This is a genomic window from Asticcacaulis aquaticus, from assembly GCF_028550415.1.
In the GTDB taxonomy this organism is placed as follows: Bacteria; Pseudomonadota; Alphaproteobacteria; order Caulobacterales; family Caulobacteraceae; genus Asticcacaulis; species Asticcacaulis aquaticus.
Genome location: NZ_JAQQKX010000010.1, coordinates 19,369 through 42,286, shown reverse-complemented (window position 1 = coordinate 42,286; position 22,918 = coordinate 19,369). Strand labels below are relative to the sequence as shown.

General features: G+C 62.1%; 17 protein-coding genes. 12 read left to right on the top strand and 5 right to left on the bottom strand.

Features of this window, described 5'->3' with window-relative positions:
* The first annotated feature begins 16 nt into the window (after positions 1-16).
* The 9 genes from PQU92_RS12665 (at position 17) to PQU92_RS12625 (ending at position 14,878) form a co-directional block, all read left to right on the top strand.
* Complete coding sequence (locus PQU92_RS12665; RefSeq protein ID WP_272748588.1) at positions 17-2,461, top strand: beta-galactosidase; 2,445 nt, start codon at positions 17-19, stop codon at positions 2,459-2,461.
* Positions 2,462-2,570: 109 nt separating this feature from the next.
* Complete coding sequence (locus PQU92_RS12660) at positions 2,571-3,545, top strand: pectinesterase family protein (protein WP_272748587.1); 975 nt, start codon at positions 2,571-2,573, stop codon at positions 3,543-3,545.
* Between the two features lie 79 nt (positions 3,546-3,624).
* Positions 3,625-4,602, top strand: a complete 978-nt coding sequence (locus PQU92_RS12655; protein ID WP_272748586.1) for a pectinesterase family protein — start codon at positions 3,625-3,627, stop codon at positions 4,600-4,602.
* Entirely contained in the window at positions 4,599-6,194 is a 1,596-nt protein-coding gene (locus PQU92_RS12650) for a pectate lyase (RefSeq protein ID WP_272748585.1), read from the top strand. The genes PQU92_RS12655 and PQU92_RS12650 overlap by 4 nt, the downstream gene beginning before the upstream one ends.
* A gap of 4 nt (positions 6,195-6,198) precedes the next feature.
* Positions 6,199-7,077 (top strand): rhamnogalacturonan acetylesterase, encoded by an 879-nt coding sequence (locus tag PQU92_RS12645; protein ID WP_272748584.1) that lies wholly within the window; start codon positions 6,199-6,201, stop codon positions 7,075-7,077.
* 69 nt (positions 7,078-7,146) lie between these two features.
* Complete coding sequence (locus tag PQU92_RS12640) at positions 7,147-10,248, top strand: sugar-binding domain-containing protein (protein ID WP_272748583.1); 3,102 nt, start codon at positions 7,147-7,149, stop codon at positions 10,246-10,248.
* Positions 10,249-10,261: 13 nt separating this feature from the next.
* A complete protein-coding gene (locus PQU92_RS12635) occupies positions 10,262-12,616 on the top strand; it encodes a glycoside hydrolase family 95 protein (RefSeq protein ID WP_272748582.1) in 2,355 nt (784 codons plus the stop codon).
* A gap of 179 nt (positions 12,617-12,795) precedes the next feature.
* Positions 12,796-13,644, top strand: a complete 849-nt coding sequence (gene kduI, locus PQU92_RS12630) for a 5-dehydro-4-deoxy-D-glucuronate isomerase (protein WP_272748581.1) — start codon at positions 12,796-12,798, stop codon at positions 13,642-13,644.
* A gap of 10 nt (positions 13,645-13,654) precedes the next feature.
* Positions 13,655-14,878, top strand: a complete 1,224-nt coding sequence (locus tag PQU92_RS12625) for a glycoside hydrolase family 88/105 protein (RefSeq protein ID WP_272748580.1) — start codon at positions 13,655-13,657, stop codon at positions 14,876-14,878.
* On the opposite strand, the gene PQU92_RS12620 is transcribed toward PQU92_RS12625, so the two are convergent.
* Positions 14,875-16,143, bottom strand: coding sequence for a DUF2264 domain-containing protein (locus PQU92_RS12620; protein ID WP_272748579.1), 1,269 nt, complete (start codon positions 16,141-16,143; stop codon positions 14,875-14,877). The genes PQU92_RS12625 and PQU92_RS12620 overlap by 4 nt on opposite strands.
* A 120-nt stretch (positions 16,144-16,263) precedes the next feature.
* On the opposite strand from PQU92_RS12620, the gene PQU92_RS12615 reads away from it, so the two are divergent.
* A complete protein-coding gene (locus tag PQU92_RS12615; protein WP_272748578.1) occupies positions 16,264-16,710 on the top strand; it encodes a heme-binding protein in 447 nt (148 codons plus the stop codon).
* Between the two features lie 37 nt (positions 16,711-16,747).
* Here PQU92_RS12615 and PQU92_RS12610 read toward each other — a convergent pair whose 3' ends face one another.
* The 3 genes from PQU92_RS12610 to PQU92_RS12600 form a co-directional block, all read right to left on the bottom strand.
* On the bottom strand, positions 16,748-17,479 hold the full coding sequence (locus PQU92_RS12610) for an SDR family NAD(P)-dependent oxidoreductase (protein WP_272748577.1): 732 nt from the start codon (positions 17,477-17,479) through the stop codon (positions 16,748-16,750).
* 1 nt (position 17,480) lies between these two features.
* Positions 17,481-18,686, bottom strand: a complete 1,206-nt coding sequence (gene dgoD, locus PQU92_RS12605; RefSeq protein ID WP_272748576.1) for a galactonate dehydratase — start codon at positions 18,684-18,686, stop codon at positions 17,481-17,483.
* A 122-nt stretch (positions 18,687-18,808) separates the two neighbouring features.
* Entirely contained in the window at positions 18,809-19,516 is a 708-nt protein-coding gene (locus tag PQU92_RS12600) for a FadR/GntR family transcriptional regulator (RefSeq protein ID WP_272748575.1), read from the bottom strand.
* A 301-nt stretch (positions 19,517-19,817) separates the two neighbouring features.
* On the opposite strand from PQU92_RS12600, the gene PQU92_RS12595 reads away from it, so the two are divergent.
* On the top strand, positions 19,818-21,260 hold the full coding sequence (locus PQU92_RS12595) for a sugar porter family MFS transporter (RefSeq protein WP_272748574.1): 1,443 nt from the start codon (positions 19,818-19,820) through the stop codon (positions 21,258-21,260).
* Between the two features lie 93 nt (positions 21,261-21,353).
* The gene (locus PQU92_RS12590; protein ID WP_272748573.1) at positions 21,354-22,718 is read left to right on the top strand and encodes a BNR repeat-containing protein; all 1,365 of its coding nucleotides are present in this window, start codon (positions 21,354-21,356) and stop codon (positions 22,716-22,718) included.
* Here PQU92_RS12590 and PQU92_RS12585 read toward each other — a convergent pair whose 3' ends face one another.
* Positions 22,719-22,910 carry a hypothetical protein gene (locus PQU92_RS12585; RefSeq protein ID WP_023462431.1) on the bottom strand — a complete coding sequence of 64 codons (192 nt, stop codon included), beginning with the start codon at positions 22,908-22,910 and terminating at the stop codon, positions 22,719-22,721. It abuts the gene before it with no gap.
* Between the last annotated feature and the right edge of the window lie 8 nt (positions 22,911-22,918).

Below are 22,918 nucleotides of genomic sequence, written 5' to 3'. Positions count from 1 at the left end.
AACGGGGAGCGACCAAATGTCGAAAACACACTGGGCAACCGCCACGGCGCTGGTGGTCATGATGATGGCCGCCCAAGGCGCTTTCATGGCATCCGCCGAGACCGTCACGCTCGATGCCAGCAAGGCCGCACCTGCGCCGTTGCAAAATACGCTGAAAATGGGCGCCAATCGCGCCCCGTCGGGTGAAACGATCGAGGTCAACAGCCAGTATCTCAGGATCGGTGGCAAGCCGGTCATCCCGGTGATGGGTGAGTTCCACTATACGCGATTCCCACACGCCTACTGGGAAGAACAAATCCTCAAGATGAAGGCCGCCGGCGTCAATGTCGTGGCGACCTATATCATCTGGCAGCACCACGAAGAGCTTCCGGGCAAATTCGACTGGTCCGGTGACCGTGACCTGAAAAAATTCGTCGAACTGTGTGCGAAACACGGCATGTACGTCTATCTGCGTCCGGGGCCATGGGCCCATGCCGAGGTGCGCTTCGGCGGCATCCCCGACTGGGTCGTCGATTCGGTGCCGACGCGCGGCAACGACCCGGTCTATCTCAGCTATGTCGACGCTTTCTATAAACAGACCTTCCAGCAGGTGAAGGGGCTTCTGTGGAAGGATGGCGGGCCGATCATCGGCTTCCAGCTTGAGAACGAATATAATCGCAACGGTCCCAATCAGGGGCGCGACCATATCGCGAAGCTCAAGGAAATGGCCATCGCCGACGGTTTCGACGTACCGCTCTATTCGGTCACCGGCTGGGACAATGCCATCTTCCCGCGCGGCGAGGTGATCCCGGTCTTCGGCTCCTATGTCGACGAGCCGTGGTCGGCCTCGGCCAGCATCCTGCCACCGAAATCGAGCTATATGTTCCAGTTTGGCGTGCGCAACGAAAAGGGCCTCGGGGCGCAGGGATCGACCTCGACACTGGATGACGGGGCGCGCGACACCGACATCACGCCCTTCTTCGGGGCTGAATACGGCGGCGGCGTGCCGCAGATGTACCGCCGCCGGCCGATCATCAAGCCCGACGATATCGTGGACATGGTCATTACCAAGGTCGGCTCCGGCGTCAACCTGATGGGCTACTACATGTTCCAGGGCGGCCAGAATCCCGGGGGCTATCCGTCGCGCGATGAAAGCGTGGCGACCGGCGGATTCAACGATGTCCCCAAGCGCGGCTACGATTTTCAGGCACCGCTGGGCCAGTACGGTCAGGCGCATCCGGTCCTGAATCAGATCAAGCCCATCCATTATTTCCTTCAGGATTTCGGCGATCGGCTGGCCCCCACTCACGTCTATGCGCCCGACACGCAGGCGGTTGATTCCAAAGACCTGAAGACCCTGCGCTGGGCCTTCCGCGGCGATGCGACATCGGGCTTCGTTTTCGTCAACAACCACGTCCGTCAGTATGCCATGGCCGAACACACCGATACGCGGTTCACGGTGAAACTGGGGGCGCAAAGCCTGACCTTGCCGTCGAAGGGCGTGACCGTCAGGGACGGCGACGCCTTTATCTGGCCGGTCAATTTCGATCTGTCGGGCGTCAATCTGGTCTGGGCAACGGCGCAGCCGGTGACGAAAGTTACCGACGGGGCGGGCGATCTCTACGTCTTCAAGGCGACAGGGAGTGTGGCGCCGGAACTGGTCTTCGACAATGCGCAGATTGCTTCGATCAAGGGCGCGAAAAAGGCGGTTATCGACGGTCGTGCGGTGGTGACGGTCACACCCGGCAGCGGCTCTGTGGTCACGATCAAAACGAAAGATGGTAAGACGGCGCGCGTGCTGGTTCTCACCAATACACAGGCCGAACACCTGACCAAGGTCGACATCAAGGGCAAGCCGCACCTGATCCTCAGCGACGCCCATGTCTTCGGGGACGACGCTCAGGGCTTCGAACTGCGCTCGACCAACGCCAGTTTCAGCTTCGGTATCTATCCGGCAGCGGACCTGACCGGTACGCTGAGCCTGAAATCCGGCAAGGCCGACGGGGTGTTCCGTGGCTTTACGGCGCAGGCGACGCCGAAGACCCTGACGGCGACGCGCACCGTCCTGCGTCCGGCGGGCAAGGCGCCGCCGCTCAAGACCTATGGCCCGAAAAACACGCCGGTCGTGCCGGAACCCGAAAGCTTCGGCGCGTCGGCGGGATGGACGATCGAGGTCCCTAAGGGGGCGCTCGATGGCGTGGCCGACGTCTATATGGACGTGACCTATCAGGGCGACGTGGCGCGGCTGTTCTCCGGTCCTGAAATGCTCGACGATGAATATTTCAACGGTCAGGTCTGGCGTATCGGGCTCAAGCGTTATGCGGCGAAACTGGACAAGCCTTTGACCCTGACCATCATGCCGCTGCGCGAGGATTCCAAGGTCTATCTTGACGCCTCGGTAAAACCGGTGTTCGAAAACGGGCAGGTGGCGAAAATAGAATCGCTCACCCTGACACCGGAATACAGTCTCAGGGTGCGATAAAAACAATTATCACAGGTGATAATTCGTCTGGTCAAACGTCGCCGGTTATGTAAAGTTAGCGCTAACAAAAGCGCGATAACGCGCAGAACGTTAAAACAGGGACTATCACATGAGATTATCGCGCAGAGTCGTTCTGGGCGGGCTGACCTTGTCGGGCGCAGCGGCTTTCGCTGCGTTACCGGCGACAGCCCAAACGCGCCCGGTGATCAGGGTGCCAGAGCAGTACAAGACCCTCGCCGAAGCCTTTGCCGCCGTCGGGGATACCGGGGCGACCATCGAGATCGCCCCGGGCACCTATCGCGAAAAGCTGACCCTAGCCAAGACCGACGTGCACCTCGTCGGCACGGGTAAGACACCGAACGACGTGGTTATCGTCTGGGGCGACAGCTCGAAAATGGCCGGCGGCACCGGTAAATCCGCCTCGTTCACCGTGACCGGCGACGGTTTCCGCGCCTCGAATCTAACGATACAGAACGACTACCATCTGAATAATACCGAAGGGTCGCAGGCCGTCGCTTTGTACCTGACGGCGGACCGCGCCGTCCTGACGAAGGTCCGGCTTCTGGGGGCACAGGACACGCTCTATGCGGCGTCGAAAAAGCCGACTCAGCCCAGCCGTCAATACTATAAGGACTGCTATATCGAAGGGCACGTCGATTATATATTCGGCAATGCTCTGGCCTTCTTCGACCGCTGCCAGTTGCACATTCTGGCGCGCAGTTCGGCCTTTATCACGGCCCATAGCCGTACCGCTGACACCGAGACCACGGCCTATGTTTTCGATCACTGCCGCATCACGGCGGGCGAGGGGGCGACCTTTTACCTTGGTCGCGCGTGGCGACCCTATGCGCAGGTGATTTTCCTCGATACGCAGATCGATGCGCCTTTGCATCCGGAAGGCTGGCGCGAATGGACGCCGGGGAAAACCGAGACCTACGCGACCGCGCACTATGCCGAATATAATTCCTCCGGCATCGGGGGCGATATGAGCCAGCGCGTCTTCTGGGCCAAAAAACTGACGGCCGAACAGGCGACCAAATGGCGGCTTGAGGCCGTCTTCCCGGACCGGAGCTGGATCGGATAAATTAATAAGGGAAGCGGCGACGGATAAAGATAAACCGCACGTGTTAGCGGTAACAATAAAATATCCAGTGAGGAAATCCATGCTCTTGTCACGCAGGCTTTTTGCCGGTGGTCTAACCGTTAGCGGCCTGGCCGCTGGTCTGGCTGCACCCGTTTTTGCGCAATCGAAGATGGTACTCAAGGTGCCGCAGGATCACAAGACGATTGCCGAAGCCCTGACGGCTCTGCCGGAGACCGGCGGCACCATCGAGATCGCGACCGGCACCTATAAGGAAAAACTGGTCGTCGCCAAACCCGACGTGGTGCTCAAAGGGCAGGGCAAGACCGCCGAAGAGGTGCTGATCGTCTGGGGCGACAACGCCCACACCCCGCGCCCCAACGCCACCCTGACCGTGTCGGGCAACGGCTTCCGCGCGACGAACCTGACGATCCAGAACGACTACCACCTCAAACAGCCCGATGTCCCGGCGCAGGCTCTGGCCCTGTCCATCGATGCCGACAGGGCGGTGGTGACGGGTGTAAGGCTTCTGGGGGCGCAGGACACGCTGATGGCCTCGTCCAAAAAGGGCCCGCAGCCAAGCCGTCAGTACTATAAGGACTGCTATATCGAAGGTCATGTCGACTTCATCTTCGGCAATGCTCTGGCCTTTTTCGATCGTTGCCATCTGCACGTCATCGACCGCGGCAGCGCCTTTATCACGGCGCACAGCCGTAATGCCGAAACCGAGACCTCGGCCTATGTCTTCGACCATTGCCGTATCACAACGGCGGGTGACGGCGACTATTATTTCGGCCGGGCGTGGCGCGCCTACGGTCAGGTGGTGTTCCTCGACACCCGGATCGAGGGGAATATCCATCCCGAAGGCTGGCGCGAATGGACGCCGGGCAAGACCGAGACCTACACGACCGCGGCCTTCTCGGAATACAATTCCAGCGGTCCGCATGGCGATATGAGCCAGCGCGTCTTCTGGGCGAAAACCCTGACCGCCGAACAGGCCGCGAAATGGCGGCTTGAGGCCGTCTTCCCCGACCGCAGCTGGATCGGGGCGGGGGCATGAGGCGGCGTGAGTTCCTTCTGACCGCTACGGCGGCCAGCATCGCCGCACCGGCCCTGGCCGCCGCACCGTCGCGTGACAAGGTACTGAATACCATGTCGCGCGCCACGCGATTCATGACCGATAAGGTGGCCGTCAATGGCGGCTATGTCTGGTCGTACCTGCCCGACTTTTCGCGCCGCTGGGGCGAGATGGAAGCCAAGGCGACCATGATCTGGGTGCAGGCGCCCGGCACGCCGGGCATGGGCCATCTGTTCCTCGACGCCTATCATGCCACGGGCGACGAACAGTATTACAGGGCCGCCGAGGACGTGGCCGGGGCCCTGATCTGGGGTCAGCATCCGTCGGGCGGCTGGCACTATATGATCGACTTTGCCGGCGAGGCGTCGCTGAAGGACTGGTACGAGACCATCGGCTCGCACGGTAAACGCCTCGAAGAGATGCGCCACTATTACGGTAATGCCACTTTCGACGACGGCGGCACGATCGACTCGGGCGAATTCCTGCTCAGGCTTTATCTCGAAAAACGCGATCCGAAATACCGCGTACCGCTGGAAAAGGTCGTCGATTTCGTCATCGACAGCCAGTACGCCGTCGGCGGCTGGCCGCAGCGCTTTCCGATCAACCGGGAATATTCGAACGGCGGATTACCCGACTATACGGCCAATATTACCTTCAACGACGAAGTCGCTATCAACAATACCGACTTCCTGATGCGCATCTATCAGGCCCTGGGCGAGCAACGCGTCCTAGAGCCGCTGATGCGCGGCATGGGCGTCTTCATTCTGGCCCAGCAGGGTGCGCCGCAGCCGGGCTGGGCGCTGCAATATACGACCGACCTCAAACCGGCAGGGGCGCGTTCGTCCGAGCCGCCGTCTCTGGCGACCCACACCACGGCGGCCTGCGTCGGGCAGATGATGACATTCTACCGCTGGACCGGTGACACGAAGTATCTGGCACGGCTGGACGAGGCGCTCGACTGGCTCGACGCCATGACCTTGCCGAAAGAGCGTCAGGTCGACGGCTTCACGCACCCGACCTTTATCGAGGTCGGCACGAACCGGCCCCTGTATCTCAAAGGCGGCGGGACGTGGAGCGGTGATCAGCGCAATGAGATTAGTTATGAGCCCGTGGGTGGTTCGTGGTTCAACCGACGGCTCGACGTCGCCCGTCAACGCCGGGAACTGGCCGCGCTTCGGGCGATGCCGAAGGCCGAGGCGACGAAGGATTCGCCGCTGTTCGCGAAGTCTGGCAAGCCGTTGAATCGCTACTTTGTCGTCCGCGAGGTCCGCGGTTCGGACCTCAATATCTCAGAGGCGGCGGCCAAACCTGTGGCCGATCTGGTCGCGGGGCTTAATGCCGAAGGCTACTGGCCGACGCCGCTCCATGCCACCAGCAATATCTATCATCCGGACGAGGCGGCCGCGAAGATGCCGCCGTCGAAGACCGCCACGGGGCAGTCGATCGATGCGCGCGACACCTCGCCCTACACGGTCAAGGACCCGGTCATGGGCATTTCGACCGGCACCTATATCAATAATATGAGCCGCCTGATCCAGTATCTGGACCAGACACGCTCGACGGCAAAAGGATAACCCTATGAAGCCTTTGTTCTTTGCGGTTTCGCTTCTGCTGGCCACATCGGCGGCGGCCCAAACACCGGCGCCTGGCCCCGCGCCCGTGGAAGCGCCGCGCAAGATCACCGCCAGCCGCATCATCCTTGTCGGCGACTCGACGACGGCGGTGCAGGGCGGCTGGGGGCCCAGCTTCTGCGCCTATCGTGTGACCTCGTTCGTCGCCTGTATCAATCTGGCGCGCGGCGGACGATCCAGCGGCAATTACCGCGTCGAAGGATCGTGGGATATCGCTCTGGCCGAGATGAAATCCGGTGGTTTTGCGAAAACCTATGTCCTTATCCAATTCGGCCATAACGATCAGCCGGGAAAGCCCGGACGCTCGACCGATCTGGCCACCGAGTTCCCGCAGAACCTGAAACGCTATGTCGAAGAGACTCGCGCCGCCGGAGCCATCCCGGTGCTGGTCACGCCCCTGACCCGGCGTATCTTCAAGGACGGGCAACTGGTTGATGATCTGGGCCCGTGGGCCGAGGCGACGCGCAAGGTGGCCAGGGAACTGAATGTGCCGCTGATCGATCTGCACGCCCGTTCGCGTGCCGAGGTCATTCGTCTGGGGCCGGTCGACGCCATGCGTTTCGCACAGGAGCCGCCCGCGCCTCATATCCGTGACGCGGCGAAATCGGGCACGACGGTTGAGGCCTCGACGCCCGTGCCTGTGCCGGCCAATGCGACCGAAGAAGAGCGCCGCAATCTGACGGAATCGATGAACCGCACCAAATCGGCCTTCGACTACACCCATATCGGGCGCGAAGGGGCCGATGTCTTTGCCGAGATGGTGGCCGAAGATCTGGCCACCGTGGTGCCGGAGCTGAAGCGCGGTCTGGTTCTGAAAGCGAAGTAAATTCAACCGGGCCAGAGCCCGTAAAACAAATATCGGGGCGCGGTAGCCGCCCCAGTGAGGGAGATGAACATGGCCCAGGTACAAATGGACAGACGACGTTTTCTGGGGGCCGCCGGGCTCGCGACCGCCGCCACCGGACTGGCCGGGAGCGCTGCGGCGCAGACCGTGGCCGCTCAGGCTAATCGTATCGATATACCCGATGAAGGCTGGGGTATCTGGATCGACGACAAGGCCGCCTATAAGGACGACGTCATCTACCTGCCGGCGCAGGTCGATCTGGCCAAGCTGCCGATCAATCCGCCGACCGGCGGCTGGGCGTCACTGAAACCCGATGTGACGGTGACGCTTCCGGCGACCGTCGAGCAGTATTTCTGGGGCAAGTACGGTCTACGCCCCTATACGGGCGACGAATATCGCTACGCCGAAGACGACGCCGTACCGCAGAACGGTGCCTATCGCGGCGTGTCGTGGTGGTTCCGCTCGATCGATATTCCCGCGTCGGCCAAGGGCAAGCGCGTCCTGCTGCACATCCGCGGCGCGCGCCTGCGGGCTGAGGTCTTCCTCAATGAAAAGCTGGTCGGCTATTCGATCATGTCGGAGCAGCCGATCGACTGCGACCTCTCGGGCGCGATGACGACGGGGGCCAACCGTCTGGCCATCCGCATCACCAATCCCGGCGGGCGCTACGACTGGCGCGACTCGACGACCATGATGTGGGGCAAGCTGAAGCTGTTTGCCTCGCACGGTTTCGGCGGCATGGACCGCGGCCTGTCGCTCAGCGTCCACCCGCTGAGCGCCCATATCGAAGACGCCTGGGTGCTCAATACGCCGCACGCGCGCACGGTGACCGCCCATATGCAGGTCCGTGTCGCGCCGGGTGTGAAGACCGGCAAGCCGACCGTGACCCTGCTGGACGATTTCGGCGCGCCGCAAAAGGCTGCCGTCAAGCTCGACAGCCTTGAGATCAAGGACGGTCTGGCCAAGGTGAAATTCACCCTGACCGCCGCCGATGCCAAGCTGTGGGATCTGAAAAGCCGTAACCTCTACCGTCTGCGCTTTGCGTGGCCCGCGGGCAAGGACGCCTCGATCAAGGAGGTCCGGTTCGGCTTCCGCTGGTTCGCCGTTGAAGGGATCGGGACTAACGCTCTGCTGCGTCTGAACGGCAAGCGTATCAAGCTCTATTCGGCGATTTCGTGGGGCTACTGGGGCTATAACGGCATGTGGCCGACCAAGGCCCTGTCGCGGCGCGAGGTCGAGGCGGCGCAGGACCTGGGCCTCAACACGCTGCACGCCCACCGTAATGTCGGCAAGCACGATGTCTTTACCGCGCAGGACGAACTCGGCCTGATGCGCGTGATGGAGCCCGGCGGTGGTCGCCACGGTATCGGCAAGGACCTGAAACCCGGCGAGACCCTGAACGCGGCGGATACGTTCAGCCGCGACTTCATGGTCGAAAAGTGCCGCATCATGGCGCGCACCTTCCGGTCGCACCCGTCTCTGGCGCATTACACCCTGCAAAACGAGATCGGAGCCAATCTGGAAAACCCGGATGTGCAGAACGTCCTGAAGGCCATCCATGACGAAGATCCGTCGCGCACGGTCATCCTCAATGACGGCTTCGTGGCGCGCGGCGCGGCGCAGGCCATGTATCTGGCCTATGACGACCACTATTACCGCTCGGACAAGGAACAGTGGGGCGGCTGGTGGGTCAATCACCAGGGCGCCGGCGATCAGTGGTACGATAAGTTCTACGAGAACAAGGACAAATATATCCACTATCAGACCGGCAAGCCGTTCATCGTCGAATTCGGTGAAATGCAGGGCTGTGCCGTCGCCGACAATCACGTGAAGATGGTCGCCGATATCAAGGCCTCGGGCGGCAAGTCCTACGATCTCGAAGACCACACGGTGATCATCGCTAACACCGCGACGTACCTCGACAAATGGGGTTTCCGTAAGGCGTTCCCGACGACCGAGAGCCTGTTCCTGTCGGTCGGGCGCAAGGCCTATGACGCGTGGCAGAACTATCTCGAAAACATCCGCATCGGGGATGAAACCGACATCGCGGCCATTTCCGGCTGGGAAACGACGGCCATCGAGAACCATTCGGGCATCGTCGATAACCTGCGCTATTTCAAGGCCAATCCCGATTTGCTTAAAAACAGCCTGCTGCCGGTGCGCCCGGTCGCCAAGCAGCGCAAGCTGGCCTATGCCGTGGGAGAGGTGGCCGAGGTCGATATCTACCTGCTCAATGACACCAGCGAACCGGTGTCGGGGCAACTCAAGCTGTCGCTGATCACGCCGGACAATAAAGCTGTCGAGATCGCCACCTACGATGCGCCGAAGCACACGCCGGATCAGTTCAGCTATCTGCTGGCCGAAAAGGTGGCGACCCCGGCCCTGACTCAGCCGGGTCTCAACAAGATCCAGCTTGAGCTGAAAGGCTATCCGGCCTTCGTGCGCGAAATCTGGGTGGTGGATACAAAACCCGTCTTCAAAAAGGCGCTGAAAATCGGCCTGTCGGGCGTGGCGAAATCCTTCCGCGACCAGTTGGCGAAAATCGAAGGCGTCACCTTCGAGGATGTCAAACCGAAGACGAAATACGACGCCATCATCGCCTCGGGCCTCAAGGCCGACGAGATTGCCAAGCGTCAGGTCGGCGAACAGACCGGCCTCGAAGCTCAGCCCAAGGCGGGTGAAAAGCCCAAGCTGATTCTGGGCGAACTGCCGGCTGAGGTGCTGGAGGCCGTGAAATCCGGCACGCCGCTGCTGGCCTATGTGCCGGAAGACGGTCTGGCCGACGGTGTGGCGAAGCAACTCTCGGCGCTCGGCCTGTTCGACTACAAAGGTCAGGTCGGCAATCTGCGTGCGCCGTGGATGGGCAACTGGAACTATCTGCGTGCCCACGCCATCTTCGATGGCATCCCCGCCGATCAGGCGACGTCCGTCTGGCATCAGATCGAAGGCCAGCCGTCGAACGGCCTGATCATCGACGGGCAGGGGCTTGAGGTCATCGCCGCCTATAGCCGCGACCACGACCGCCACAACGGTGCGGCGACCTTCACCGCCCAACGTGACGGCATGAAGGTGCTGGTGCAGCGTTTGCCCGACATGGTCGCGCCGCTGCAAAAACGCTTCCTGATCAACGCCCTCAACTGGCTTTCGAATTAATCCGGAGTTTCCGATGCCCCAGCTTAACCGGCGCGACGCGCTGAAAACCGCCGTCGCCTTTTCCGCCCTGTCCGGCGTCAGCCTGCCCGCCAAAGCCCAGACGAAGGCGTTTTCGAACGACGACCTGAAACTGTGGTACAAGACCCCGGCGGTCGAATGGACCGAGGCCCTGCCGCTCGGCAACGGGCGTCTGGGGGCGATGGTCTTCGGCGGCGTGGCGCGCGAACGCCTGCAACTGAACGAAGACACCATCTATGCCGGTGCCCCGTATCAGCCTGCCAATCCGGAGGGCCTGATCGCCCTGCCGGAAATCCGTAAGCTGATCTTCGACGGCAAGTATCTGGACGCCGAAACCCTCATCCATAACAAGTTCCTCGGCACGCCCAACCGTCAGGTCTCGTATCAGACGGTCGGTGAACTGGTTCTGACCTTCGGCCCGTCGACCAATTCAAGCGGTTACCGCCGCGAGCTTGACCTCAATCGCGCCGTCTCGACCGTGACCTATCGTCAGGACGGCGTCACCTATAAACGCGAAACCTTTATCTCGGCGGTCGATCAGGTGCTGGTCACCCGCATTACCGCCGACAAACCCGGCAAGGTGTCGCTGCAACTGGGCTTCGAGACGCCGCAGGTGGCTTCGGTGACGGTCGAAGGCCCGCAGGATATCGTCCTGACCGGCAAGAACGGCCCGCACAACGGCAAGGACGGCGCGCTGCGTTTCGAGAGCCGCGTGAAGGTGCTGGCGCAGGGCGGCAAGCAGTCGACCGGCCTCGACGAAGTGCTGGTGTCGGGTGCCGATTCGGTCACCGTCTTCATGGCGGCGGCGACCAATTACAAGTCGTATAAGGACGTGTCGGGCGACCCAACGGCGATTACCAAGGCTCAGTTGGCAGCAGCTTCCGGCAAGGCCTACGACGCCCTGTTGAGCGCCCATATCGCCGACCATCAGGCGTTGTTCGGCCGTGTCAGCGTCGATTTCGGTCGTACCGAATTCGCCGACCTGCCGACCAATGAGCGCGTGCTTCTGTCGCAGAAGCAGAACGATCCGGCGCTGGCCGCGCTCTATTACCAGTACGGGCGTTACCTGCTGATCGGTTGCTCGCGGCCGGGGACGCAGCCTGCCAATCTGCAAGGGCTGTGGAACGAGAAGCTCAACGCCCCGTGGGGCGGCAAATATACGATCAATATCAATACCGAGATGAACTACTGGCCCGCCGAGCCGACGGCCCTGCCGGAGCTGGTCGAGCCTTTGATCGCCATGGTGAAGGATATTTCCGAAACCGGCGCGGTGACGGCGAAGGTGCAATATAATGCCCGAGGCTGGGTCACCCACCATAATACCGATCTGTGGCGGGCGACAGCCCCGATCGACAAGGGCTTCTATGGCATGTGGCCGTCTGGCGGGGCGTGGCTGTGCCTGCACCTGTGGGACCGCTACGACTACGGGCGTGATAAGGCCTATCTGAAAGAAATCTACCCGATCCTGCGTGGGGCCTCACTGTTCTTTGTCGATACCCTGGTGAAGGACCCGCACACTGGCTACATGGTCACCTGCCCGTCGATGTCGCCCGAAGCGAAGCATCCGTTCGGCACCTCGATCTGCGCCGGCCCGACCATGGACATGCAGATCATCCGTGATCTGTTTGCCAATACGATCAAGGCGTCGGAAATCCTGAAGACCGACGCTGCCTTCCGCAAGGAAATCACCGCCCTGCGCGGCAAGCTGGCGCCCAACAAGATCGGCAAGGCCGGGCAGCTTCAGGAATGGCAGGACGACTGGGATATGGAGGCGGCGGACATCCACCATCGCCACGTGTCGCACCTGTACGGCCTGTTCCCTTCGACCCAGATCACGCCGCGCGGTACGCCCGAACTGGCCGCCGCCGCGCGAAAGTCACTCGAAATCCGTGGCGACCTGTCGACCGGCTGGGCGATTGCATGGCGGATCAATCTGTGGGCGCGGCTGGGGCAGGGCGACCGGACGCACAGTATCCTCAAACTGCTGCTGGGGCCGGAACGTACCTATCCCAACATGTTCGATGCCCACCCGCCGTTCCAGATTGACGGCAATTTCGGCGGCACGTCGGGCATGACCGAGATGCTGCTGCAGTCCTATAATGACGAGATCATCCTGCTGCCGGCCCTGCCGACGGCGTGGCCGCAGGGCAAGGTGACCGGGCTCAAGGCGCGCGGAGGCTTTACCGTCGATCTGCACTGGAAAGACATGACGCCGGAAACGGTGATCCTGACCAGCACTCTGGGTGAAAAGACGACCCTGGTCTTCGGTCAGGTGGTCCTGCCGGTGGCCTTGAAAAAGGGCGAGACGGCGACCTTCCGCTATGACGGTAAGGCCTTGGTGCGTGTATGACCAACCCGTCTCAAAAATGGGTGATTTTACGTTCAATTATGAGATAATTGTCTAGGTCTGTCGGCATAGTTCCGCTAAGGTCGTAGCTATAAGTCGCGCATTTGACTCCGAAAACCGTTGCACACTTTTCGGAATGCGCTTCAAGCCGCCCTCAGAGCGGCCTTAGTCAGGGACCCTGAATGTACCGAAAGACCTATTACGCAACGCATCCTGACGGTATGGCCGGGGCCTCCAATGCCGACTTGCGCGACCGTTATCTGATCGACGAGATGTTTGTCGCCGATCAGGTCGTGCTCAACTATCTGCATCAGGAGCGCCTGGTCATCGGCGGCGCGGCACCCGTTACGGCGGTGGTGCGTCTGCCCGTTCACAACGAACCGGCGTCGGCCAAGGGCGCGCCCTATCTGCACGCGCGCGAAATGGGCGTGGTCAATGTGGGGAGCGGAGCCGGTGTGGTCACGGTCGATGGCACGGACTATCCCCTTGGCCCGCTCGACGCCCTCTATATCGGTCGCGGGGCCGGTGAGGTTGCGTTCAGGAGCGACGATAGCTCCGTGCCCGCGCGTTTCTATCTCGCTTCGACCCCGGCCCATGCGGCCTATCCGACGCAGGCCCTGTCCACCGCCACCGCCGTGCCACTGGAACGCGGCGATCAGGCGACCTCCAATGCGCGGATTATCTATCAACTGATCGTGCCGGGGGTTTGTGCGTCGGCGCAGTTACTGATGGGCCTGACCATCCTCAAAACCGGCAATGTGTGGAACACCATGCCGCCGCACACGCACGACCGCCGCTCGGAAGCCTATTTCTACTTCCAACTGGGCGAGAACGACCGGGCTTTCCATTTCATGGGCGAGCCCGATAAGACGCGCGACATCGTCGTGCAGAACGAGGAAGCGGTGATCTGCCCGCCGTGGTCGGTCCATATGGGGGCGGCGACATCAAGCTACGCCTTCATCTGGGCGATGGGCGGCGAAAACCTCGACTATGACGATATGGACGTGCTCGATATCTGCCAGCTTTGCTAAGGAAACTTTCATGACATCGCGTATTATCAAATCCACGCTCCTGTCCCTGACGGTTCTGAGCGCCCTTCACACCACCGCGCTGGCGCAAACCCCTGCGTCGCCGCCCGCTTCGGCGCGGGCCGTGCCCGACAATGCCATTCCCTTCGACCGCAAGCGCATCATCGCCCTGGCGGAAAAAGCCGCCGATTATCAGATCGCGGCCATGGCCGCCGGTGGTCCCGTCACCAAAAAGGAAATGACCGACACGACCGGCTGGATTCAAGGGGCGTTTTTCGTCAGTCTGATCGATCTGGCCGACCGGTCGGATGCCCCGATCTACGGCCAGCTTATCCGCGCGCGCGGTCGTGCCAACAACTGGGCGCTGGGGTCGCGCCTGTACCACGCCGACGACCACGTCATCGGACAGTCCTATTTCTGGGCGGCCCGCCACGGCGACGGCGAAGCGGCGCTGAAACCGATGCGCGACAGTTTCGACAAGATCCTCGCCGCGCCTTCCACCGTCGATCTGAAGCACGGCGAATATACGGCACCGGGCGGGGCCGGGTGCGACACGCGCTGGTGCTGGGCCGATGCGATCTTCATGGCCCCGGCGGCCTGGCTTGAGATGTCGAAGGTCACCGGCGATCCGAAATACGCAGCCTTCGCCAAGTCGGAATTCCGCGCCGTTACCGAATATCTCTTCGACAAGGACGAGCACCTCTATTACCGCGACTCGCGCTTCTTCGAGCGCCGGGGCCCGGACGGCGAAAAGGTCTTCTGGAGCCGTGGCGATGGCTGGGTGCTGGCCGGTCTGGCGCGCATGATCGCCCTGCTGCCCGAAGGCGACCCGGACCGCGCCTATATGGTCGGGGTCTTCAAACAGATGTCGGCGAAGATCAAATCCATCCAGAAGGCCGACGGCTACTGGGCGCCATCGCTGCTATCCGATCCGAAGACGGCTTTGCCCGAATCGAGCGGCACGGGCTTCTATACCTACGCGCTCGCCTGGGGCGTCAAGGCCGGTATCCTCGATCGCAAAACCTATGAACCGGCGATTCGTAAGGGTTGGGCCGCGCTGGCCCGCTCGGTCCACGCCGACGGCAAGGTGGGCTATGTGCAGCCGGTCGCCGATCGCCCGAACAATGTCGGCTGGGACGATACGCAGTTCTATGGCGTGGGCGCGTTCGTGCTGGCGGCGACGGCGGTGGCCGACCTCGATCTCGACAAGCCGGTGGTGAAAGCCAAAAAGCGTTAGCGCTTGAGGTCCGGCACCACGACCTGCCGCACGTCCTTGAGGGCGTGATCGGCGGGTTGATCGACCCCGCCCCATACCTTCCGGCTGGTCCACGGGGCGGCGGGCGCGCTCCAGAAGGCGTGGGCAGGCGGCAAGCCCAGCGGCAGCAGCCCCGCCGCGCAGAGATAGAGGCTGCCGGTCGAGATATAGGCCTCACCCAGACCCGGCTGATGACCGGCGAACCCGATGGTCAGCCAGCCCTTGGCGTCGAACGTTCCCCTGGCTTCGCTCAGGCGCCGGATCGTGGCGGTGAGGGCGCAGCGGACCTGCGCCGGCGTGATTTCGGCAGGTAATGCGTCCATCCACGCCATCTGGGCCAGGGTTTGCAGCGCGCCGAACCGATAGGTCAGGGAGCGCCCCAGCGGCGGGAAGCTGCCGTCCGGCGCGATCATCCGCTCTTGCACGGCGGCGTATCGCACGGACCGCATCAGCACCTGATCATAGGCGGGGGTAAAACGCGGATCCTGTGCCTTGAGTACCCCCAGCACATCGACCAGCATCGGCTGGATGACCAGCGCGTTGTAGTAGTCGTGGTGGTAAAATTCGCCGTCGCCATAGGCCCCGTCGCCGAGATACCAGCCCAGCATCAGGCGAACATTTTCCTCCAGACGGCTGGGGACGGTGGTTTGTCCGGCAGAGCGCAGGAAGGCTTCGACCATGGCCGCGAACATCACCCAGTTACTCGTCTTGGGGTCGCTCGCCTTACGCGAGGCGACGAAAGCCTCGATCACCTGCGTCTTGACGCGGTCGGACAGTGGCGCCCACAGGACGTCGGGCGCGCGCAACAGGCCCTGGGCCAGAAATGCCGCATCGACCAGCGCCTGACCGCCGTCGGTGAAGTTCAGGGCATCCGGCGATCCGGGGCGAGTGGCGTTGTCGAGCGCGGTGGGGGACCAAGCGATATATTGCTGCTGAAGCTTGAGTTCCGTACCCGCAAGGCCCTTGAGCGCCAGCCACGGGGCGATGCCGCACATCAGCCGCCCGAAGGCTTCGAGATGGCTGTATTTTTCGCGTCCGGCATTGGGTTTCTGCTCGACGGGCATGGCCTGACGCAGGGTGCCTGCCGCCAGATGGCTGAGAACCGGGCGCGCGATACGGTCCATGACACCGACCCAGTAGGCGCGATCCTGAGCGCCGGTGGTGGCGGTCACCGTCGCCGCGCTCAGGGGGCCGGTTATGCCCATGGCCGTGGCGGCCGTGAAAAAGAGACGCCGGGATATGGGCATGGAAGTCCTCCTTGTCTTATTATTTCATATTGGCATCCCGAATATGCGGATGACAAGCCTTGGCTCTATCTGTCTGTAAAAACCTGTGCTAGGCCTTGGTCATATATAAAGGAAATGCCCATGTCTCTCTCGCTTGCCCTGGTGCTGGCCCTTGCCGCCGCGCCCGACGTCACGCTCAAGGAATCGCTCGATCTGGCGACCGCCGCCGCCGACATCTGTCAGACCAAGGGCTTCGCCGCGAGCGTCAGCGTGGTGGACACCCAAGGCGTGGTCAAGGTGACGCTCAGGGCCGACGGCGCGACGAAAGCCCCGGTCGCCGCACCCAAAAAGGCCGCGACGGCGGTCGCGTTCAGGGCCCCCGGTTCGGAGCTGGAGCCGCGCGAGAAGAGCGATCCCGCCTTTGCCGCTCTGATCGCGGCGAAGCCCGATCTCTACAACGCCCATGCCGGATCGATCCCGCTCTATCGCGGCGAGGTTCTGGCGGGAGGGCTGGCCATCGGCGACGTGCCCCACGCCATGGCGGACCAGTGCGTGCGCGAAGCCGTGCAGAAATTCCCGCTGAAATAAGGGAGCTGACAGTTCTCAATCGGCGCGGTTTCGGGCGTCAGAGTTTCGCCAGTCGTCCGCCGTCCACCGTGATTTCCGATCCTGTAACGAACCGTGCGTCATCGCTCAGAGCGAAGACGATGGCGGCGGCGATATCTTCGGCCTGTCCGATGTCGAGCGGGTCGAGGACTTCGAGGCCCGATTTGATATTGGGGCTCTCGCGCAGCATGGGGGTATCGACCGCGCCCGGCAGGATGGCATTGGCGCGTATATTACGCCCGCGCCCTTCGATGGATGCCGTGCGCGCCAGAGAACTGAGCGCGGCCTTGGCGGCGGCGTAGGGGCCGACCAGAGGCGAGGTCTGGTGCGCGTGGATGCTCGACACATAGACGAGGCTGCCGCCGCGGCTCATATGCCTGAACGCATGGTGCGTGAAATAGGTCGCGGCGAAGAAGTTGATCGTCATGATCCGCGCCCAGTCGTTGCCGGTCAGCTCGGCCAGAGGCTGATAGATCATGGCGCCCGCGACGTTGACGAACCCGTCCACATAGCCGAACCGGCTCAGGGCCTCCGCATAGGTGCGCTCGGCTTCCGATTCGACGGAGACATCGTGCGCGCGGACAAGCACCCGGTCGGGTGCCGCAAGGCCTGCACGGGTGACGTCGAGCGCCGCAGCGTCGCGGTCGACGAGGACCAGATTGGCGCCTTCGGCCGAGAGGCGTTCGGCGGTCGCCCGACCGATGCCGCTACCGGCACCGGTGATGATAACGGTCTTGTTCTGAAAGCGCATCCTACCACTCACGAATATAGCCGTCGGGGCCGCGCCAGACAGGGTTGCGCCACGGAGGGCAGTCGTGGCTCAGGCGGCGAACCTTTTCCTCGTCGATGCCGACGCCCAGACCCGCTCCGTCGAAGGCCTCGACCATGCCGTCCCTGACGTCGAAGATTTCGGGATTGGTCATGTAGGAAAGCAGGTCGTGCCCATCGGTATTGTAGTGGATGCCAAGCGACATTTCCTGCAGGACGAAATTGGGCGTGGCCAGGGCGAGCTGCATGCAGGCGGCCAGCGCAATGGGGCCCAGTGGGCAATGCGGCGCGATGGCCACGTCATAGGCCTCGGCCATCGACGCCATGCGGCGGACTTCAGAAATGCCGCCCGCGTGGCTGAGATCGGGCTGAAGGATATCGACGGAGGCCGCAGCCAGAAATGGCTTGGCGTCCCAGCGGCTGTACAGGCGTTCGCCGAGCGCGATGGGGATGCTGGTCAGCTGGCTCAGTTGCGCGATGGCCTCGGGGTGTTCGCTGAGCAGGGGCTCCTCGATGAACAGCGGCCGCAACGGCTCCAGCGCGCGCGCCAGTTGCTTGGCCATCGGCTTGTGCACCCGTCCGTGGAAGTCGAGACCGGCGTCCATGCCTTCGGCCTTCACGGCCTCAAGCCGGCTGACGGTGGCGTCGAGGGCCCGGGGCGAATCGAGCCAGCCCATGTCCTCGGTACCGTTCATCTTGAGGCAGGTGAAGCCCTGCGCCTTGCGGACGCGCGCCGCTTCGACAACATCGGACGGGCGGTCGCCGCCGATCCAGGCATAGACGGCCATCCGGTCGCGGACCTTACCGCCCAGCAGCTGGTGCACGGGCACGCCCAGCGACTTGCCTTTCAGGTCCCACAGGGCCTGATCGAGGCCGGACAGGGCCGACATGAGGACCGGGCCGCCGCGATAGAAGCCGAGGCGGTAGGCGGTCTGCCAGATATCCTCGATGCGGTCCGGATCGGCGCCGATAAAGCGGTCGCGCAATGAGGCGAAGGCCCCCTGTACGGCTTCGGTGTGACCTTCCAGCGAGGCTTCGCCCCAGCCGATCAGACCGTTCTCCGTCTCAACGCGCACGAACAGCCAGCGCGGCGGTACCGGGAAGAGATCGATCGATTTTATGGCCGTGGAAATGTGGGCGGCAGGCCTTTGGGCCGTCACCGGCGCGGCGGAAGGATGGGCGTCGGGCATAGGAAGTCCTTGGGGCGGGTTTACCGGTACGCACGTACGGGCCGGCCGCTCACACTTTTGCGTACGCCGCAGAAATTACCGCCAGCGACCCTTAACGTCAATAAATAATATAAATAATATACTTATGGATGTTTGGGCAGGGTGTCGATCAGGTCGAACGCGCCCTGGATGAGGCGTCGCATCTCGCGTCGGGCGGTGTCGGCATCTCCCGAAAGGATAGCTTGGGCGACGCGATCGTGATCGACGGCGCTGGCCCGGTGCACCCCTTTGAGCTTGTTGGTGCGCATGATGCTGACGTGCAGGGCGGTCGAGATCATGTCGCGCATCTGCAGATAGAAGCGGTTGCCGCTGGCCTTGAGCACTGCGACGTGGAAGGCGATGTCCGAATGCAGCGGGTCGTCGTCGCCGAGTTCCGCCGCATACATGCGCTTGATGGCCGCCCGGATCTGCGCCTTGTCGTCTTCGGTCGCGAATTGCGCGGCCAGAGCGGCGGCACCCGATTCGACATCCAGTCGGATCTGGGTGAATTCGACCAGCAGGCGCAGGGAAAACTTGCGCTCCAGCAACCAGCGAAGCACGTCCGGGTCGAGCAGATTCCAGTCGTATTCGGGCGCTATGCGGATACCCTGACGCGGGCGCGTGGTAATAAGTCCCTTGGCAATCAGCATTTTTACGGCTTCACGCAACACGGTCCGCGCCGCGCCGTAATGGTCGCAAAGGGCGCTTTCGGTGGGAAAGGGCGCGTTATCGAAGCGGCCTGTGACAATGCCCACGCCGAGATCCTGAACAATCGACTGGGTAACACTGGTGCTGAAAAGCGGTTGGCGCATGAAAATCCAGGATAAAAGATCGCTGGCCATACGAATAGTATAAACGGGAAGAATACTCAACCGGTTGTTATAATGATACTTTTGCTATTACTGGCAGGTGTGCGGCGTCCGATCTCAGGCGGCAGGGGTCTATACGACGTGCCGCCGCCCCGCGGCAAACCGCCCAAGCGAGGGTGTAATTATCTTATTTATAATATATTTCTTGACGCCTGCCGAGCCGATGCGGTTAAATCGGCCTCATAAGGGCGTCTGGACCGGGGTAACATGACCGGTCAGCGTGATAAAATCAGGGACCCGATCCATGCATATGATCTCCGAGGGTGCGTCCGGCGCGGACGGTGTGGGCAAAGCCTACCGTTTCAATCTGGCCTATATCTGGATGATATCCGCCATTGCCGCACTGGGCGGGCTGCTGTTCGGTTACGACTGGGTCGTGGTGGGCGGGTCCAAGCCTTTCTACGAACCCTTCTTTCACCTGACGACCGAAGAACAGATCGGCTGGGCCAATAGCTGCTCGCTGCTGGGGTGTCTGCTGGGGTCCATCCTCAGCGGTCTGCTCAGCGATCGCATCGGACGCAAAAAGCTTTTGATCATCGCCGCCGTCCTGTTCGCCGTATCGTCCATATTTACGGGGTGGGCGAGCCGGTTCGATACCTTTGTCTTCTGGCGCATTATCGGCGGTGTGGCCATCGGCGTGGCGTCCAACATATCGCCGACCTACATAGCCGAGGTCAGCCCGGCCGCGTGGCGGGGTCGGCTGGTGACCCTCAATCAGCTGACTCTCGTCGTGGGTATTCTGGCGGCGCAGATCGTCAACATGCTGATTGCGGGCGATGTGTCCGCGACCACGCATGAGGCCATTCGCGACACTTGGCAGGGGCAATATGGCTGGCGCTGGATGTTCACCGCCGTGGCCGTGCCGTCGGTCATCTTCTTCTTTTGTGCGTTTCTGGTGCCCGAAAGCCCGCGCTGGCTGATCAAGATGGGCCGCCGGGACAAGGCCGCCGAAGTGCTGCGCCGAATTGGCGGTGACGCCTATGCCGAGGACGAGGTGCGCGATATCGAGGCTGGTATCGAACGCGAACGGAGCGAAAAAGGGTCTTTCGGCGAATTGTTCGCGCCGGCGGTGTTCGGACTGTTGCTGACGGGGGTCGGTCTGGCGGTGCTTCAGCAATGGAGCGGCACCAATGTCATCTTCAACTATGCCGAAGAAATCTATCGCGGGGCGGGTTATGACCTCAGCGGCGTCATGTTCAATATCGTCATCACCGGCGCCATCAATCTGGCCTTCACGCTTCTGGCGACCGCGACGGTGGACCGGCTGGGGCGGCGGACCCTGATGTTGTGGGGCACGGCGGCTATCACGATCATGCACGCGCTTCTGGGGGCGGCCTTCTTCTTCCATATCCAGGGGCCCATCGTGCTGATCCTTACCCTGGGTGTCATTGCCGCCTATGCGACCTCGCTGGCCCCGGTGACCTGGGTCCTGCTTTCCGAAATCTTCCCTAACCGTATCCGGGGCGTGGCCATCTCCATCGCCGTGTCGTCGCTGTGGATCGCCTGTTTTGGCGTGACCTACACCTTCCCGATCATGAACCAACGGCTGGGTGCTGCCGGTACCTTCTGGTGCTATGGGATCATCTGCCTGATCGGTTTTCTGTTCATCGCGCTGCGGGTGCCGGAAACCAAGGGCAAGTCTCTGGAAGACATCGAAGCGCAGCTGGCGCATGGCAAGAGCAAATAGTCCACCCCGGACGCGCCAAAGAGGTTATTCGTGATCTGGTCCTGTCCGGCCTTTTCGCCTACACTATCGCGAAAAGAAGGGTCGGGGGCATTCGTGATATTCAGAGCGCTGTGTTTAGGCGGGGTGGTTTGTCTACTGTGTCCGGGTCTGGCTTTCGCTCAGACGGGATCGTCGCGATCTGAAAGCCCGCCCACGGCTGCCCGGGCCGATGTATCGCCGGAAGCCATCGATCGGGTGTGGTCCGGCCACAGTGTCAAATTCGCTCTGACGGCCAGCAAAACCCATCTTTACGTCGCCTATTACGACGCCAACCGGCAATTGACGGTGGCGCAAAGGCCGCTCAACAATCCGGCGCACTGGGTCTATCACAAGGTCGATACCTGGCTCGGCTGGGACAGCCATAACCTGATCGCCCTGGCCGTCGATAATGCGGGAGCGGTGCATGTCGCCGCCAATATGCACGTCGATCCGCTGACCTATTTCCGCAGCGATCCAGGCGGCGATGTCCGGACACTGAAACGTGTGCCGGTGCTGGTGAATGCGGCGCGCGAACAGGCCATGACCTATCCGATCTTCCTCAAAAATGCCGAGGGGCGGCTGATCCTGAAGTATCGCGACGGGTCGAGTGGACGCGGCAACGAGATCTATACGATCTATGACGAAGCGATGCAGAGCTGGCGCGCTTTGACCGACGCGCCGTTGGTCGACGGCGAAGGGCGGATGAACGCCTATTTCATGGGGCCGGTGCAGGGTGCCGACGGTTATTTCCATATCGCTTGGGTGTGGCGCGACTCACCGCAGGCCGAGACCAATCACGACCTCAGCTATGCGCGCAGCCGAGACCTTATCCATTGGGAGCGCGCCGACGGGACGCCTCTGCCCTTGCCAATCCGGCTGAAAGACGCCGAAATCGTCGATCCGGTGCCGGTCAAGGGCGGGATGATCAACAACAATACGATCATCGGGTTCGATGATCGGGGGCGGGTGATGATCACCTATCACAAGTACGATGCAGTCGGGAACACGCAGATCTGGGTCGCCCGTTACGACAAGGGTTGGAAAACGGCGCAGGTCAGCGCGTGGATGAACTACCGCTGGGATTTCAAGGGGACGGGGTCGCTCAATTCGGAACTGTTCGTCGAGGGCGTGCGTCCTGGCGCGGTGGGTAAGCTGATTGTGCCGGTGGTGCGACTGGGGCAGCCGATCGAGTTCGAAATCGATGCGCAGACCCTGAAATTGATCGTGGAACGCCCGGTCGAGAGCATCGCCGAAGCTTTACGGGGCAAGCTGGATGCGCCGGCCGATATGCTGATCAATGTGGCGGAAACGACCGCATCGGACGGCACGGTTTATCGTCTGGGCTGGGCGGCCAAGGCCCCGAACCGCGATCGGCCGCTGGAGGCCATTCCGGCCCCGACCGACCTCAAGCTGTTTGTCTATAAACCGGAAAAGCCGTAGCTACTCCATGCCCTTCATGGCGCGCGCCGAGCGCAACCCGTTACGGCGCAGCGCGAGAATGGCGTGGCGCAGATCGGCCATGGCCTGTTCCTTGGTGTGACCTTCGGCCTCGTATTCGGCGATGGTCTGCTCGATCAGTTCGGCTTCCGGCGAGCGGTTATCGTTGGCAGCGATAAAGGGAGCGGCGGGCATGGGGTTTC

Coding starts and splice junctions, on each gene's coding strand:
- PQU92_RS12665 (WP_272748588.1), top strand. CDS start 17: ATGTCGAAAACACACTGGGCAACCGCCACGGCGCTGGTGGTCATGATG.
- PQU92_RS12660 (WP_272748587.1), top strand. CDS start 2,571: ATGAGATTATCGCGCAGAGTCGTTCTGGGCGGGCTGACCTTGTCGGGC.
- PQU92_RS12655 (WP_272748586.1), top strand. CDS start 3,625: ATGCTCTTGTCACGCAGGCTTTTTGCCGGTGGTCTAACCGTTAGCGGC.
- PQU92_RS12650 (WP_272748585.1), top strand. CDS start 4,599: ATGAGGCGGCGTGAGTTCCTTCTGACCGCTACGGCGGCCAGCATCGCC.
- PQU92_RS12645 (WP_272748584.1), top strand. CDS start 6,199: ATGAAGCCTTTGTTCTTTGCGGTTTCGCTTCTGCTGGCCACATCGGCG.
- PQU92_RS12640 (WP_272748583.1), top strand. CDS start 7,147: ATGGCCCAGGTACAAATGGACAGACGACGTTTTCTGGGGGCCGCCGGG.
- PQU92_RS12635 (WP_272748582.1), top strand. CDS start 10,262: ATGCCCCAGCTTAACCGGCGCGACGCGCTGAAAACCGCCGTCGCCTTT.
- kduI (WP_272748581.1), top strand. CDS start 12,796: ATGTACCGAAAGACCTATTACGCAACGCATCCTGACGGTATGGCCGGG.
- PQU92_RS12625 (WP_272748580.1), top strand. CDS start 13,655: ATGACATCGCGTATTATCAAATCCACGCTCCTGTCCCTGACGGTTCTG.
- PQU92_RS12620 (WP_272748579.1), bottom strand. CDS start 16,143: ATGCCCATATCCCGGCGTCTCTTTTTCACGGCCGCCACGGCCATGGGC.
- PQU92_RS12615 (WP_272748578.1), top strand. CDS start 16,264: ATGTCTCTCTCGCTTGCCCTGGTGCTGGCCCTTGCCGCCGCGCCCGAC.
- PQU92_RS12610 (WP_272748577.1), bottom strand. CDS start 17,479: ATGCGCTTTCAGAACAAGACCGTTATCATCACCGGTGCCGGTAGCGGC.
- dgoD (WP_272748576.1), bottom strand. CDS start 18,686: ATGCCCGACGCCCATCCTTCCGCCGCGCCGGTGACGGCCCAAAGGCCT.
- PQU92_RS12600 (WP_272748575.1), bottom strand. CDS start 19,516: ATGCGCCAACCGCTTTTCAGCACCAGTGTTACCCAGTCGATTGTTCAG.
- PQU92_RS12595 (WP_272748574.1), top strand. CDS start 19,818: ATGCATATGATCTCCGAGGGTGCGTCCGGCGCGGACGGTGTGGGCAAA.
- PQU92_RS12585 (WP_023462431.1), bottom strand. CDS start 22,910: ATGCCCGCCGCTCCCTTTATCGCTGCCAACGATAACCGCTCGCCGGAA.